Genomic DNA, 15,530 nt, shown 5'->3' with positions numbered 1-15,530 from the left:
AGGTAAGAAATAGTGGTTGATGTAAATCGTTTTAAAAGTATGCAAATCACCCTAGCTTCTCCAAATAAGGTCCGTTCATGGTCTTATGGGGAAGTGAAGAAACCTGAAACAATCAATTACCGAACCCTGAAACCAGAACGCGAAGGTCTTTTTGACGAAGTGATCTTCGGTCCAACAAAGGACTGGGAATGTGCCTGTGGTAAGTACAAACGGATTCGTTACAAAGGAATCGTCTGTGACCGCTGTGGTGTTGAAGTAACCCGTGCTAAGGTTCGCCGTGAGCGTATGGGCCACATTGAATTGAAGGCACCTGTTTCACATATTTGGTACTTTAAAGGAATTCCAAGCCGCATGGGTCTCACTTTGGATATGAGCCCACGTGCCCTGGAAGAAGTCATTTATTTTGCGGCTTATGTGGTGATTGATCCTAAGGATACACCGCTAGAGCACAAGTCAATCATGACGGAACGTGAGTACCGTGAACGCTTACGCGAGTACGGTGCAGGCTCATTTGTAGCCAAAATGGGAGCAGAAGCTATTCAAGACCTCTTGAAACAAGTGGACTTGGAAGCTGAAATTGCTGTCCTCAAAGAAGAATTGAAAACTGCTTCAGGTCAAAAACGGATCAAAGCTGTTCGTCGCTTGGATGTCTTGGACGCCTTCTACAAGTCTGGCAATAAGCCAGAATGGATGGTCCTCAATATCCTGCCGGTTATTCCGCCAGATTTGCGCCCTATGGTTCAGCTGGATGGTGGTCGTTTTGCGGCTTCTGACCTCAATGATCTCTATCGCCGGGTTATCAACCGGAACAACCGTTTGGCTCGTTTATTAGAACTCAATGCCCCTGGTATCATCGTTCAAAATGAGAAGCGGATGCTTCAAGAAGCGGTTGATGCTTTGATTGATAACGGTCGCCGCGGCCGTCCAATTACTGGACCAGGCAGCCGTCCGCTCAAGTCTCTGAGCCATATGCTTAAAGGGAAACAAGGACGCTTCCGTCAAAACTTGCTGGGTAAACGGGTTGACTTCTCAGGACGTTCCGTTATCGCCGTTGGTCCTACATTGAAAATGTATCAATGTGGTGTTCCGCGTGAAATGGCGATTGAACTCTTCAAGCCATTTGTCATGCGGGAAATCGTTGCTCGCGATATTGTACAGAACGTTAAAGCTGCCAAACGCTTGGTAGAACGTGGAGATGAGCGTATCTGGGATATTCTGGAAGAAGTAATCAAGGAACACCCAGTGCTTCTTAACCGCGCACCGACTCTTCACCGTTTAGGAATTCAGGCCTTTGAACCAGTTCTGATTGATGGTAAAGCTCTTCGTTTGCATCCATTGGTCTGTGAAGCCTACAATGCCGACTTTGACGGTGACCAGATGGCTATCCACGTACCGTTGTCAGAGGAAGCGCAAGCTGAAGCTCGTATCCTCATGCTGGCTGCTGAGCACATCTTGAATCCCAAAGACGGTAAGCCAGTTGTAACACCGTCTCAGGATATGGTCTTGGGGAACTACTACCTGACCATGGAAGAGGCTGGTCGCGAAGGCGAAGGTATGATTTTCAAGGATATGGATGAAGCGGTTATGGCTCTCCGCAACGGATATGTTCACTTGCATACTCGTGTTGGTATTGCAACAGACAGTCTCAATAAGCCTTGGACAGAAGACCAGAAGCATAAGATTTTGATCACAACTGTTGGTAAAATTCTCTTTAACGCGATTATGCCTGAGGAATTGCCTTACTTGCAAGAGCCGACTAATGCTAACTTGACAGAAGGTGTGCCAATTAAGTACTTCTTGGAGTCAGGACAAGACATCAAGGAAGTCATTGAACAGCTTGAGATCAATGTTCCGTTTAAGAAGAAAAATCTTGGTAATATCATTGCGGAAATCTTTAAACGCTTCCGTACAACAGAAACATCTGCTCTTCTTGACCGCTTGAAGAACCTGGGTTATCACCATTCTACTTTGGCTGGTCTGACAGTGGGTATCGCTGATATCCCAGTTGTCGAAGACAAGGCTGAGATTATTGAAGAATCCCACAAGCGTGTTGAACAAATTACTAAACAATTCCGTCGTGGTATGATTACTGATGACGAACGCTACAATGCAGTTACTGCTGAGTGGCGGGCAGCTCGTGAGAAATTGGAAAAACGTTTGGTTGCCAACCAGGATCCGAAGAACCCTATCGTTATGATGATGGACTCTGGAGCCCGGGGTAACATCTCTAACTTCTCTCAGTTGGCCGGTATGCGTGGTCTGATGGCTGCGCCAAATGGACGTATCATGGAATTGCCAATCTTGTCTAACTTCCGTGAAGGTCTGTCTGTTTTGGAAATGTTCTTCTCTACCCACGGTGCTCGTAAGGGTATGACCGATACGGCCCTTAAGACAGCCGACTCGGGTTACCTGACTCGTCGTCTGGTTGACGTTGCTCAAGATGTGATTATCCGTGAAGACGACTGTGGTACAGACCGCGGCTTGCTCATCACTTCTATCACAGAAGGCAAGGAAATGATCGAGTCTCTGGAAGAGCGTCTCAATGGTCGTTACACTAAGAAGACGGTTAAACATCCAGAAACTGGTGCTGTCATTATTGGTCCAAATGAATTGATCACAGAAGACAAGGCGCGTGAAATCGTTAATGCTGGTGTTGAAGAAGTGACAATCCGTTCCGTCTTTACATGTAACACCCGCCACGGTGTCTGCCGTCACTGTTACGGTATCAACTTGGCAACGGGTGATGCGGTTGAAGTCGGTGAAGCAGTCGGAACCATCGCTGCCCAGTCTATCGGGGAGCCTGGTACACAGCTGACCATGCGGACCTTCCACACGGGTGGTGTTGCCTCTAATACCGATATCACGCAAGGTCTTCCTCGTGTCCAAGAAATCTTTGAAGCCCGCAATCCAAAAGGGGAAGCGGTCATCACTGAAGTCAAGGGTGAAGTTACTGCTATCGAAGAAGATGCATCTACTCGTACCAAGAAGGTCTTTGTTAAAGGCCAAACTGGCGAAGGTGAATATGTGGTACCATTTACAGCCCGCATGAAGGTAGAAGTGGGCGACCAAGTTTCTCGTGGTGCTGCCTTGACTGAAGGTTCTATCCAGCCTAAGCACTTGCTGGCTGTCCGTGATGTCTTGTCTGTTGAAACTTACCTGCTTGCTGAAGTACAAAAAGTTTACCGTAGCCAAGGGGTAGAAATCGGCGACAAACACATCGAAGTAATGGTTCGCCAAATGATTCGCAAGGTGCGCGTTATGGATCCAGGAGATACAGATCTTCTCATGGGAACTCTTATGGATATCACTGACTTTACAGATGCTAACCGTGATGTGGTTATCTCAGGTGGTGTACCTGCGACAGCTCGTCCAGTCCTCATGGGAATCACCAAAGCTTCCCTTGAGACAAATAGCTTCCTGTCTGCAGCTTCCTTCCAGGAAACAACTCGTGTCCTGACAGATGCTGCTATCCGTGGTAAGAAAGACCATCTGCTTGGCCTCAAGGAAAATGTTATCATCGGTAAGATTATCCCAGCTGGTACTGGTATGGCCCGCTATCGCAATTTGGAGCCTCAGGCTGTCAATGAAGTTGAAATTATCGACGAAGTGACAGAACTGCCAGGTGGATTTGAAACTGAAGAAAATATTGTTCTTAAATAAAGAACTTTCCCTCCCGATTTTCGGGAGGGATTTTTTGTTGCAGCCGATAATTTCTTGCTCGCAACTAAATATTATCCCATAATATACTTAGAAAGTTGTTTTTAAGTTCTCCTTTATGGATCAACGACTATAGAAGAAATATTCAAGATTTCCTGTTTCAGTTTTTCTATGATGCGAGATGCCATATTTATTTTTAATCAGGGAGGTAGCTGGTTTTTTGTAGTATGATAGCGCTAGGTTATACTATTTTAAAAATCCTAAAATAGTAGGAGGGGTAGGTTTGAAATTTTAAAAAAGAGGAGGTTGGTTTTAATGGTAGTGTTCGAAGGTTGTAGAGAACGATAGCTGGCATTTATCTAGCTAGCTCATTCATGAAGGGAGGATTTTGAAATATAAAGAATAGAAAACAATTAGATTACAAATAGAATAATATTTTATTACAATGAATAAAGATTAAAAAATATAGGTAAAAAACACAAAATTCTGCATAAATCAGGGCTTTAAGCCTATAAGTTCTTTCCTTTTTATTTATTTTTTTGAGAAAACCAAAAAATTTCAGTAATTTTAAGTTACAGTTAAGTTAAGAAAATTAAAATAATCTTAAATAAGTTACCAACATGTAAATTACTATTAAGAAAGTATAAAATAATAGTTCATGCTTTGATTATTGAAACGCTTGATGGTAAAATAACTAAGGTTACTTAAAACAAACATTTTTTAGTAAAAAGTTAATATAACAATGTTGATTTTTGGTGAGGAAAAATGAAGAAAATTAAGGTAATGGTTGTTTTTGGAACTCGTCCAGAAGCAATTAAGATGGCTCCACTGGTTATTGAACTGAAGAAGCAGGCAGACTTGTTTGAGACAACAACAGTTGTGACTGCTCAGCATCGTCAGATGCTGGATCAGGTACTTGAGACTTTTAAGATTAAGCCTGATTATGATTTGGATATTATGGGGAAGAATCAAACCCTGACAGATATTACTGTCAAAATCCTGCATAAGCTGGATGATATCTTAAAGGAAAACAAGCCAGATATTATGCTGGTGCACGGTGATACGACAACGACTTTTGCGGCTAGTCTTGCAGCGTTTTATAATCAAGTTCGTATCGGCCACGTGGAAGCTGGCTTGCGGACTTGGAATAAATACTCTCCTTTCCCAGAAGAGATGAATCGTCAGATGACCGACTCTTTGACCGACTTGTATTTTGCGCCAACGGATCAGAGTAAGGCTAACTTGCTCAAGGAAAACCATCCAGCAGAAACAGTTTTTGTGACAGGAAATACAGCTATTGACGCTCTAAAGCTTACCGTCCAAGCTGATTATCAGCACGAGGTGCTTGACCGTATTGATCCAGCTCGCAAGATGATTTTGGTGACTATGCATCGTCGGGAAAATCAAGGCGAGCCGATGAGAAGGGTCTTTCGAACTCTACGACAGATTGTAGATGCCCATGATGATGTAGAAATTGTCTATCCCGTTCACTTGAGTCCAGCGGTTCAGGAAGCGGCTAGAGAAATTCTGAGTGACAATGAGAAAATTCATCTGATTGAGCCTTTAGATGTGTTGGATTTCCATAATATCGCAGCTAAAAGCTATTTCATCATGTCAGACTCAGGCGGAGTACAAGAGGAAGCACCTTCCTTAGGTAAGCCTGTACTGGTACTTCGTGATACAACAGAGAGACCAGAAGGAGTTGAAGCCGGCACCTTGAAGCTGGTCGGTACAGAAACTCAAGCAGTAGCAGAGGCAATGGAAGCCCTGCTGACAGATGAGTCACTCTATCAGGAAATGGCCCAAGCCAGCAATCCGTATGGTGACGGTAAGGCTTCTGAGCGGATTGCTCAAGCTATTGCCCACTATTTTAAGCAAACGGCTAGACCAGAAGAATTTAAGACAGGAGTAAAAAATGTTTAGGAAAAAAGGACTAGAAAAATCATTAGCAGTCTTTGTACTGGCAATTGGACTAATTCTTTTCTACAGTTGGAATTTTGCAGCTAACATATTTTATATCGGAATCGCGCTGATTTCATTAGGTATTTTTAGTGTCTTTGTCCTATCTGATCTCTTGGTGACATGGGCCATGATTCTGGGTGTGGTTATCGCAACTCTGATCTTGCTCTTTGATGTAACCTATCTACCGGACAATCAAGTTCTCTTCTTGCTTTATGTCTTCCCTGTCAGTGCTTGGCTGACCAGCCGAGTGAATTTCTATCTTCATCAGCGCTTGGGATTAGTGCAGGATGACAGTGAAGATGCTGCTGAGGCTTATGAAGAAATGGTTCAGAAAGTAAATCAGAAACAAGCTCCAGCCTTTCAGGCCTTACTGGTCCATTGGGCACACAATCATCATTTTTATCAAATTCACTCTCGGGAGTACAAGCGGATGCTCAAGAGAATTTTACGACTGCTTAACTGGGACTTCCAGAATGTAGAAACTGTTTACTATGTATCCAATGGTAACTTTCTCGTTCTGGTAGAAGATCTGGATCAGGAAGTCAAGGAATATTTCCAAGAGAAAGTGCGTGACGATTTAACGATGATGCACTTTGAGAATAAGAAAACTGACCAAAAAATTCAGTTTCAGTCCGGCAGTTTAAAACTTAATGCTCAAAACATTGACAAATTCCATAATTTCGATGACGCTTTGAGCAATCTGGAGCGTCAGCTTGAAACCGACATTATCGTAGAATACTAGGAGGTAAACACATGTCTTTAACAGAAGTATTTTTTATCATCTCTATGGTGCTAAGTATCTTTTTTGCTATTAGCTTTTTGGTTCTCTTCATTTATTATCTGGTTATTTACAATCGGGTCAATAAAAATTTTAGGGCGGTGACTCGTCATGATTAGTCAACTTATTATGATTGTCACTCTGTTCTCCATCTGGATGTCTCTGGCTTGGGCCTTGGTTATTCTATGCTCGTCCGTGCATTTCTGGATGAAACGCAGTGACTTCAACGTGGATACCAGCCCATTGGAACATTATCCTATGGTTACAGTCGTTGTCCCAGCCCACAATGAAGATGTGGTTATCGCTCAGACAACTAAGGCCATTCTGGATTTGGACTATCCTCATGACCGAGTGGAAGTTCTGCTCTTTGCGGACAACTGCTCGGACGATACCTATCAGGAAATGCTGAAAGTACAGGCGATGCCTGAGTATGCTGGACGCAATGTTATAATTACAGACCGTACAGGTACGGGAGGTAAGGCAGGGGTGCTGAATGATGCCCTGAAGATGGCCAAGGGTGAATATATCTGTGTCTATGATGCGGATGCCATGCCAGAAAAGAATGCTCTTTACTTCCTAGTCAAGAAAGTTTTGGAAGATCCAGAACGCCACGTTGCTTCCTTTGGACGCAACAAGACTCGGAATGCCAATCAGAACTTCCTGACACGTTGTATCAACCAAGAAATCGTTGTGACTCAGCGTGTTTACCACGTAGGTATGTGGCACCTCTTTAAGATTGGGCGGATTCCAGGTACAAACTTCTTGATTAACACGGAGTTTGTTAAGAGTATTGGTGGTTGGAAAAATGGTGCCTTGACAGAGGATACGGAAATTTCCTTTAAGATTATGCAGAGCGGCAAGCTGATTGCTTTGGCTTATAACTCAGAGGCCTTCCAACAAGAGCCAGAAACCCTCAAGTCCTACTACATGCAGCGTAAGCGCTGGGCTAAGGGGAATTATGAGGTAGTTCTTGCCAACTTCAAGCATCTTTTTAGTGGCGGTAACTGGCGCGTGAAACTGGAAGTGTTCAATTATTCTTGTATCTTCTTCTGGTTTAATTTGGCGATTGTCTTATCTGACTTGGTTTTCTTTGCCAATGTAGCGGCGATGATTACCCAGCTCTTTGTACCGGATGTGCGGATTCCTTTCGCTTTTGATGCTCAGAATATCTATATCGTCCAGCTGATGCTCTTTAACTGGCTTCTGATGATTTTGCTTTATCTTTTGCAGATCAATATCGCCCTGGCTTCTCAGTTTGGACAGGCGACCACCAAACAGATTTGGCTGGCTCTTGTGTCCTATTTGACTTACTCTCAGCTCTTTATCGTTGTTTCTTTAGATGCAGTAGGATCTGTTATCTTGGACAAGATTTTGAAGAGGAAAGAAACCAAGTGGGTTAAAACAAAACGATTTGCAGGTTAGGAGAAAGTGTGAAAAGAACAAGATTAAGATTTATTTGGTTTGTGACAATTCTGGCTGTCTTGGCTGGTATCCTATTGTACACCCGCATGGGCAGTACTCCTAATATCAAAAAGAAGATATACAGCCAATGGTCTAAAGAATATGTCGTAACCAAGGACAAATTGTCTTATATCAGGACGACAAACAGTAAAACTGAAGATGTTGTGCTGTCTGAGGCACAGGGTTATGGCATGGTGATTGCTGTGGATGCAGCTAAGCAAGGCGATGCCAGTTCGGCTGATTTTGAAAAGCTCTACCAATATTATCTAGCTCATCGTCTGAAAGATACCCAGCTCATGTCTTGGAAACAGACGATTAAGGACGGAAAGAGCAATCATGAAGACGAAAACAATGCTACAGACGGCGATCTCTACATTGCTTATGCTTTGATTCAGGCGGCTAAACAGTGGCCGGACAAGGCGAAAGAATACCAAGATCAGGCTCAGGCTATTCTGAAAGATGTCTTGGCATATAACTATAATGAAAGCAACGGCGTTTTGACGGTTGGGAACTGGGCAAATGCAGAATCGAAATTTTATAATCTCATGCGGACTTCTGATACATTGCCGCAGCAGTTCCAAGCTTTCTATGAGCTGACAAAGGATAAGCAGTGGCTGACAATCCGAGATAACATGCTCAGCAAACTTGAAGCAATCAGCGCTGATAATAAGACTGGTTTGATACCAGACTTTATCTGGGTTGAAGGCGACAAAATTCGGGCAGCTGATGCTGATACGGTTGAGTCTGCAAATGATGGCTATTATTCTTATAATGCCTGCCGACTTCCTTACAACCTGGCTCAAAGCAAAGATGAAAAAAGTCAAAAAATGCTGAAGAAGATGTTGAACTTCTTCCTCAGTCAAGAAAAGATCTATGCGGGCTACACTCTGAAAGGGAAGGCTCTCAATAGTAATCAGGCTGGCAGCTTTACTGCTCCAGTATTCTATGCGGCTAATAACAATATGGAATTCCGCAAATTGGTGCAGCAGAATAAATATCTCTTCATGCAAGGTTTGCCGTCAGATAATTACTATGACGCAGCTGTGACAACGATGATTGCTTTAGAAACTTTATAATGCAGAAACAAGCAAGATGAAAATTTTGCTTAAGATCATGCAGACAATAGGGTGGGACAAAACGGTTTTTGTCCCACTTTTTTGGAGAAAAACCTTGAGATTTTTTTCACAAACTGTTAAAATAAAATGAAAAACATTCATCATAACATAACAATAGAAAGGATATCCTATGAAAGCCTATACTTATGTTAAACCGGGATTTGCCCAGTTTATAGATGTTGATAAACCTGTCGTACGTAAGCCAACAGACGCTATTGTCCGTATGGTAAAGACCACTATCTGCGGGACTGATCTTCATATTATTAAAGGAGACGTACCTGCCTGCAAGAGCGGTACTATTCTGGGACATGAAGGCATCGGTATTGTTGAAGAAGTTGGTGACAGTGTAACCAATTTCAAGAAGGGCGATAAGGTTCTGATTTCCTGTGTTTGTGCCTGTGGCAAGTGCTACTATTGCAAGAAAGGTATCTACGCCCATTGTGAAGATGAAGGTGGATGGATTTTCGGGCATTTGATTGACGGAACTCAAGCTGAGTATCTGCGTGTGCCCCATGCGGATAATACTCTCTATCACACACCATCTGATTTATCAGATGAAGCCTTAGTCATGCTGTCAGACATTCTGCCAACAGCTTATGAAATAGGAGTTTTAAAAGGTAAAGTAGAGCCTGGATGTACAGTAGCTATCGTTGGCTCTGGACCAATCGGTCTCGCATCTCTGCTGACAGCTCAGTTTTATTCTCCGTCAAAGATTATCATGGTTGACATCGATGAGAATCGTTTAGATACGGCCATGGCCTTTGGGGCAACAGATAAGGTAAATTCAGCGAATGCTGAAAAAGCTGTGCAGGCTATCTTTGACTTGACAGATGGACGTGGAGTTGATGTAGCCATTGAAGCAGTAGGGATTCCAGACAGTTTTGATCTTTGTCAGAAAGTCATTGCCGTTGATGGAACCATTGCTAACTGTGGAGTTCATGGCAAACCTGTAGAGTTTGAGTTAGATCGGCTCTGGATTCGAAATATCAATGTGACGACCGGGCTGGTATCTACCAATACTACTCCACAGCTGCTAAAGGCTCTGGAAAGTCATAAGATTGAGCCAGAAAAGCTAGTGACTCATTACTTTAAGTTGAGTGAAATTGAAGAAGCTTTCAAGGTTTTCGGCCAAGCTGCGAACCATCATGCCATTAAGGTTATTATAGAAAATGACCTCTCTCCAGTCCAATAAAATTCTTAAGTTGTCTTTTACCTATCCCTTTTAATCTTTGGTTAAAAGGGGTTTTTATATTGTTTTCTGATTTTGAGCAAAATAGTTTTGTTCGTCAAAGAATTCATATATAATATACGGTACAAAGAGAGGACGAGTATGTATTGTGTAATTGAGATGTACGGGGACTATGAACCGTGGTGGTTCCTAGATGGCTGGGAAGATGATATCGTTGCAAAGAAGCAGTTCGATGATTATTATGAAGCCCTTAAGTATTATAAAAGCCGCTGGCTGCAAATGGAAGAGCAGTCACCTTTGTATAAGAGCCGCAGTGATTTAATGACAATTTTTTGGGATCCGGAGGATCAGCGCTGGTGCGAGGAGTGTGATGAGAATGTTCAGCAGTACCACTCGCTGTTTTTGCTGGAGAATGACTGCCAGATTCCTAAGAGCAAGTACCGGCCAGGCTATACTAAGCAGAACGGCCTTGAAAAGCATCGAGCTTGCTCAGTCAAACTAAAAACCACTAAGCCTCTTTAAATCGACAGAATATATTTTGCAAATCTGATAATAGAGCAGCAGAAGAGACCTAATTTGTTAGAAGTTAAGTTTCTTCCGCTGTTTTTTCTTTTTCTGGATTTTTTGCGAATAGTAAGGTGAGGAGGATGTATGGTTCAAGAAATTGCAAAAGAAATGATCAGGCAGGCTCGGCAAGAGGGGGCGCAGGATATTTACCTCATTCCTAAGACTACTTGCTATGAGCTTTATATGAGAATCGGTGATGAACGTCGCTTTATAAAAATTTATGATTTTGAGCTTCTGTCAGCTGTTATCAGCCACTTTAAGTTTGTCGCAGGTATGAATGTTGGAGAGAAGCGCCGCAGTCAGCTTGGGTCTTGCGATTATGACTGCGAGGAAGCCAAGGTTTCAATCCGGCTGTCGACAGTTGGGGATTACCGTGGTTTTGAAAGTCTGGTTATCCGACTCCTTCATGACGAGGACAGGGAGCTGCGCTTTTGGTTTGAGCAATTGCCGGAGCTGCGCAAGAAAATTCAGGCTCGCGGCCTCTATCTATTCTCAGGTCCAGTCGGCAGCGGCAAGACGACCTTAATGTACCATTTGGCTCAGCTCAAATTTTCTGGTCAGCAGGTTATGTCAATTGAAGATCCGGTTGAGATTAAGCAAGAGGCTATGCTGCAGCTGCAGCTGAACGAAACCATTGGCATGACTTATGACAGTCTAATTAAGCTGTCTCTGCGACATCGGCCGGATCTTTTGATTATCGGGGAAATCCGTGATCGAGAGACAGCTAGAGCAGTGGTTCGGGCAAGTTTGACCGGAGCTACGGTCTTTTCAACAATTCATGCCAAGAGTGTTCGCGGTGTCTATGAGCGGCTTTTGGAATTGGGCGTTAGCGAGGATGAGCTAAGAATGGTGCTGCAAGGTGTTTGTTACCAGCGTTTAATTGGGGGAGGAGGTGTCGTTGATTTTGTCAGTCAAAACTATCAAGAGCACGAAGCCGCAGTCTGGAATCAGCAGATTGATCAGCTTTTTGCAGAAGGACATATCAGTGCTGAGCAAAGGCAGACCGAAAAAATTGTCTACGCCTAAGCAGAAAAAGATTATTGAGCTCTTTCATAATCTCTTTAGCAGCGGTTTTCACTTAGCAGAGATTGTAGACTTTCTGAGGCGAAGTGCCTTGCTGGAGGAAGTGTATGTCGCAGAAATGCAGGCAGGCTTGTCAGCTGGTCAATCCTTTTCAGAGATTGTCAGTCGACTGGGATTTTCCGACAGCGTTGTAACCCAGCTGTCCTTATCTGAGCTACATGGCAATCTGACACTTAGTCTGGGCAAGATTGAGACCTATCTGGAAAATCTGTCCAAGGTTAAGAAAAAATTGATAGAGGTAGGGACCTATCCTCTCATGCTGCTGGGCTTTTTGGTCCTTATCATGCTGGGCTTGCGCAACTATCTTCTGCCTCAATTGGACAGCCAGAATCTAGCTACCCGACTGATTAATCACCTGCCTCAGATCTTTTTGTGGAGCAGCTTTGCTTTAGCTGTCTTGGTTTCAGTGGCTCTCTTTTACTATCGAAAGTCTTCCAAGATTCGTTTTTTCAGCAAACTAGCAGCTCTGCCATTTATTGGACGTTTGGTACAGGCTTACTTGACCGCTTATTATGCTCGTGAATGGGGAAATATGATTGGTCAGGGCTTGGAACTGAGTCAGATTTTTGCGATTATGCAGGAGCAGCCTTCCCAGCTCTTTCAGGAAATCGGAGAAGATATGGCTGCTGCTTTGCAAGGCGGTCAAGGCTATGCGGACAAGGTGGCAAGCTATCCTTTCTTTAAGAAAGAATTGTCCTTGATGATCGAGTATGGTGAGGTAAAGTCCAAGTTGGGGAGTGAACTGGAAGTCTATGCTGAAAAGACTTGGGAGGAATTTTTCCTACGTATCAACCGGGCCATGAATTTCATTCAGCCCCTAGTATTTATTTTTGTTGCCTTAGTGATTGTTTTACTTTATGCGGCAATGCTCTTGCCCATTTATCAGAATATGGAGGTTCATTTGTAATGAAAAAACTTAATACCTTAAAAGTTCAAGCATTTACCCTTGTGGAAATGCTGATTGTCTTGCTGGTTATCAGCGTACTCTTGCTGCTCTTTGTGCCTAATCTGACCAAGCAAAAAGATGCTGTTTCAGATACAGGAACTGCAGCGGTGGTCAAGGTGGTAGAAAGCCAGGCGGAGCTGTATGAACTGAAGAATACCAATGAAAAGGCTAGCCTGAGCAAGCTAGTCAGTGCAGGAAATATCAGCCAGAAACAGGCAGATTCATATAAAGCTTACTATGGAAAACACAGTGGCGAAACTCAAGCGGTTGCCAATTAAGGCTTTTACCCTGCTGGAAAGTCTCCTCGTTCTTTTTGTCGTTAGTTTTCTACTACTAGGCTTATCTGGCTCGGTGAGGGCTGGCTTCAATCAGGTTCAAGAGCAACTCTTCTTTTTAGAATTTGAGCGGCTCTACCAGGAGACGCAGAGGCTGAGCTTAGCCGGTCATGAGAAGTTTTCTCTCAAGATTTCGGGACGTCAGATTTCCAATGGCTATCAAGAGCTGGACTTTCCACAAACTTTGCAGGAACATGAGCAGCAGGTCATTCAGTTTGACCGGGCTGGTGGGAATTCATCACTCAGCAAAATTACTTTTCAGACGGAGGACAGGACAGTTGTTTACCAGCTTTATATGGGGAATGGCAAGTTTAAAAAGACGACAGCTTCAGGCTAGCATTCTGCTGGAAGCTCTGGTTGCCATGGCAGTTTTTGCGGCTATTGCTAGTCTGCTTCTGGGACAGATTAGCCGGTCTCGTAAAGAGCAGCAGATCCTTCTGCAGCAGGAAGAGGTGCTTCGGGTAGCTCGTATGGCCCTGCAAACAGGACAAGAAGAGCTTCATATCAATGGAATTGCTGTGCGTCAGCTTAAGACAGATAAGCAGCTGCTAGTCTATCACGAAGGGGAGGTAGTCATCCGTGTCCAAAAACCTTAAAGTCAAGGCCTTTACTCTCTTGGAGGCCTTGGTAGCCTTGCTGGTTCTCAGTGGTGGAATACTGGTCTTTCAGGCTATGACCCAGCTCTTATCTTCAGAACTGCATCAGCAGGAGAATAATCAGCAGCAAGAGTGGCTTTTGTTTGCCGACCAACTGGAGACGGAGCTTTCGCGAAGTCAATTTGACAAGGTAGAAGACAATAAAATCTACATCAGACAAGATGGCCGGGACTTGGCCTTGGGTAAATCTAAGGGCGATGATTTCCGTAAAACAGATAAGAGCGGTCGCGGCTACCAGCCGATGATTTATGGTTTAGAAGCAGCTGACGTCCGTCAGGACGGTAAGCTTGTCCATCTTCATTTTCGCTTTGAAAAAAGCTTAGAGAGGGAGTTCGTCTATCGTGTGGAAGAAGAAAGTTGAGGCTGGTATTTTACTGTATGCGCTATTGATGGCCGCTGTCTTTAGCCTGCTCCTGCAGTTTTATCTCAACCGTCAAGTCAGCAGTCAGCGTTTGCAGCTTTTCAACAGGGAAAGGACGGAAGCCTATGCAATGGCAGTTCTGACAAAAGCTACAGCCAAGGATGATAGTGGTGAGATGGAGTTTGAGCAGGGCAAGGCGGTCTACCGTAAGAAAGGGAAGGAACTGGAAATCGGCAGTCAGCTCAGCAGCGGGCATTCCTATTCCTTTACTTTTACCATTTCTAAGAAGGAGGAGGAGAAAGCTAAGGAAGACAAGAAAGCAACTGACAAAAAAGAGAAAGCGATTTCGGACGAAGCTGGAAAATCGAACTAATATAACTGTAAAATCTTTGTAATTTTATATATCTTGGAAAGGGGCCTTATTTTTGGTATGATAGGATAAACGGAGGATTCCATGAATTTTGAAAAGATAGAACAAGTTTATACTCTGATTCTCGAAAACATCCAGAATATCCAAAATGCTCTGGCGACCAATTTTTACGATGCTCTGATTGAGCAGAACGGTATTTACCTAGATGGGGATACGGACTTACAAGAAGTTCTGACTAACGATGAAAAAATCCGCGCTCTGCATTTGAACAAGGAAGAGTGGCGGAGAGCCTATCAGTTTATCCTGATGAAGGCTGCCCAGACGGAGCCCATGCAGGTCAATCATCAATTCACACCTGACACAATTGGTTTTCTGATTACTTTCTTATTGGATCAGCTGGCTCACGGAGAGGAAGCTGATGTATTAGAAATCGGCAGCGGAACAGGAAATTTGGCTGAGACTATTCTCAATCATACCCAAAAGAAGATTGACTACTTAGGTCTGGAGCTAGATGATTTATTAATTGACCTTTCTGCTAGTATTGCAGAGGTTATGAACTCTAAGGCTCACTTTGCTCAGGGGGATGCAGTTCGACCTCAGGTTCTGAAAGAGAGTGATATCATTATCAGTGATTTACCGGTCGGTTTTTATCCAGACGACAGTATCGCCTCCCGCTATGAAGTGGCTAGTCCGGATGAGCACACTTATGCCCATCATCTCCTGATGGAGCAATCACTCAAATATCTGAAGCCAGGTGGTTATGCTATATTTCTGGCGCCGAATGACCTCTTAACCAGCGCTCAAGCACCCCTGCTGAAAAAATGGCTCCTAGCCAAGGCTCAGTTTATCGCGATGATAACCTTGCCAGAGTCTATTTTCTCAAGCAGCAAGCATGCCAAAACTCTTTTTGTCTTGAGGAAACAGGAAGCGAATAACATTCAGCCTTTTATCTATCCTCTGCGGGATTTGCAGGATCATGATGAAATGTTTAAATTCCGTCAAAGTTTTCAAAACTGGTACAAAGATAGTGAAATTCAAACAAAATTTTGA

General features: G+C 43.6%; 16 protein-coding genes. All 16 read left to right on the top strand.

Translation table 11 applies throughout. The features are described from left to right. Window positions 1-12: 12 nt before the first annotated feature. The 16 genes from rpoC (at window position 13) to J1C86_RS10645 (ending at window position 15,530) form a co-directional block, all read left to right on the top strand. The gene (gene rpoC / locus J1C86_RS10720; protein WP_125407703.1) at window positions 13-3,660 is read left to right on the top strand and encodes a DNA-directed RNA polymerase subunit beta'; all 3,648 of its coding nucleotides are present in this window, start codon (window positions 13-15) and stop codon (window positions 3,658-3,660) included. Window positions 3,661-4,422: 762 nt separating this feature from the next. Next, the gene (gene wecB / locus J1C86_RS10715; RefSeq protein ID WP_002911057.1) at window positions 4,423-5,580 is read left to right on the top strand and encodes a non-hydrolyzing UDP-N-acetylglucosamine 2-epimerase; all 1,158 of its coding nucleotides are present in this window, start codon (window positions 4,423-4,425) and stop codon (window positions 5,578-5,580) included. After that, window positions 5,573-6,361: a hypothetical protein gene (locus J1C86_RS10710; protein ID WP_002911058.1), complete on the top strand. Its 789-nt coding sequence runs from the start codon at window positions 5,573-5,575 to the stop codon at window positions 6,359-6,361. The genes wecB and J1C86_RS10710 overlap by 8 nt, the downstream gene beginning before the upstream one ends. An 11-nt stretch (window positions 6,362-6,372) precedes the next feature. Then, window positions 6,373-6,516, top strand: a complete 144-nt coding sequence (locus J1C86_RS10705) for a hypothetical protein (RefSeq protein ID WP_002896778.1) — start codon at window positions 6,373-6,375, stop codon at window positions 6,514-6,516. Then, complete coding sequence (locus J1C86_RS10700) at window positions 6,509-7,819, top strand: glycosyltransferase family 2 protein (RefSeq protein ID WP_002911059.1); 1,311 nt, start codon at window positions 6,509-6,511, stop codon at window positions 7,817-7,819. Before J1C86_RS10705 ends, J1C86_RS10700 begins: the two co-directional genes overlap by 8 nt. An 8-nt stretch (window positions 7,820-7,827) precedes the next feature. Further along, a complete protein-coding gene (locus J1C86_RS10695) occupies window positions 7,828-8,934 on the top strand; it encodes a glycosyl hydrolase family 8 (RefSeq protein WP_002898648.1) in 1,107 nt (368 codons plus the stop codon). 169 nt (window positions 8,935-9,103) lie between these two features. Further along, window positions 9,104-10,165 (top strand): zinc-dependent alcohol dehydrogenase family protein, encoded by a 1,062-nt coding sequence (locus J1C86_RS10690; RefSeq protein ID WP_002898647.1) that lies wholly within the window; start codon window positions 9,104-9,106, stop codon window positions 10,163-10,165. Between the two features lie 138 nt (window positions 10,166-10,303). Then, the gene (locus tag J1C86_RS10685; protein ID WP_002911060.1) at window positions 10,304-10,684 is read left to right on the top strand and encodes a DUF1033 family protein; all 381 of its coding nucleotides are present in this window, start codon (window positions 10,304-10,306) and stop codon (window positions 10,682-10,684) included. A gap of 129 nt (window positions 10,685-10,813) precedes the next feature. Further along, window positions 10,814-11,755 carry a competence type IV pilus ATPase ComGA gene (comGA, locus tag J1C86_RS10680; RefSeq protein WP_125338190.1) on the top strand — a complete coding sequence of 314 codons (942 nt, stop codon included), beginning with the start codon at window positions 10,814-10,816 and terminating at the stop codon, window positions 11,753-11,755. Continuing rightward, entirely contained in the window at window positions 11,685-12,719 is a 1,035-nt protein-coding gene (comGB, locus tag J1C86_RS10675; RefSeq protein WP_260468004.1) for a competence type IV pilus assembly protein ComGB, read from the top strand. The genes comGA and comGB overlap by 71 nt, the downstream gene beginning before the upstream one ends. Continuing rightward, complete coding sequence (gene comGC / locus J1C86_RS10670; protein WP_002896769.1) at window positions 12,719-13,036, top strand: competence type IV pilus major pilin ComGC; 318 nt, start codon at window positions 12,719-12,721, stop codon at window positions 13,034-13,036. Before comGB ends, comGC begins: the two co-directional genes overlap by 1 nt. Further along, a complete protein-coding gene (comGD, locus tag J1C86_RS10665) occupies window positions 12,996-13,430 on the top strand; it encodes a competence type IV pilus minor pilin ComGD (RefSeq protein WP_032913325.1) in 435 nt (144 codons plus the stop codon). The genes comGC and comGD overlap by 41 nt, the downstream gene beginning before the upstream one ends. Then, window positions 13,396-13,689, top strand: a complete 294-nt coding sequence (gene comGE, locus J1C86_RS10660; protein ID WP_002911065.1) for a competence type IV pilus minor pilin ComGE — start codon at window positions 13,396-13,398, stop codon at window positions 13,687-13,689. The genes comGD and comGE overlap by 35 nt, the downstream gene beginning before the upstream one ends. After that, entirely contained in the window at window positions 13,673-14,110 is a 438-nt protein-coding gene (gene comGF / locus J1C86_RS10655; protein ID WP_125408909.1) for a competence type IV pilus minor pilin ComGF, read from the top strand. Before comGE ends, comGF begins: the two co-directional genes overlap by 17 nt. Further along, on the top strand, window positions 14,091-14,483 hold the full coding sequence (comGG, locus tag J1C86_RS10650) for a competence type IV pilus minor pilin ComGG (RefSeq protein ID WP_125408911.1): 393 nt from the start codon (window positions 14,091-14,093) through the stop codon (window positions 14,481-14,483). The genes comGF and comGG overlap by 20 nt, the downstream gene beginning before the upstream one ends. Window positions 14,484-14,564: 81 nt before the next feature. Continuing rightward, a complete protein-coding gene (locus J1C86_RS10645; protein ID WP_125408913.1) occupies window positions 14,565-15,530 on the top strand; it encodes a class I SAM-dependent methyltransferase in 966 nt (321 codons plus the stop codon).

This window comes from Streptococcus sanguinis (genome assembly GCF_050220005.1).
Classification (GTDB): domain Bacteria; phylum Bacillota; class Bacilli; order Lactobacillales; family Streptococcaceae; genus Streptococcus; species Streptococcus sanguinis_Z.
The sequence above is the reverse complement of the archived record's forward strand: the minus strand, read 5'-3'. Positions and strand labels throughout refer to the sequence as shown.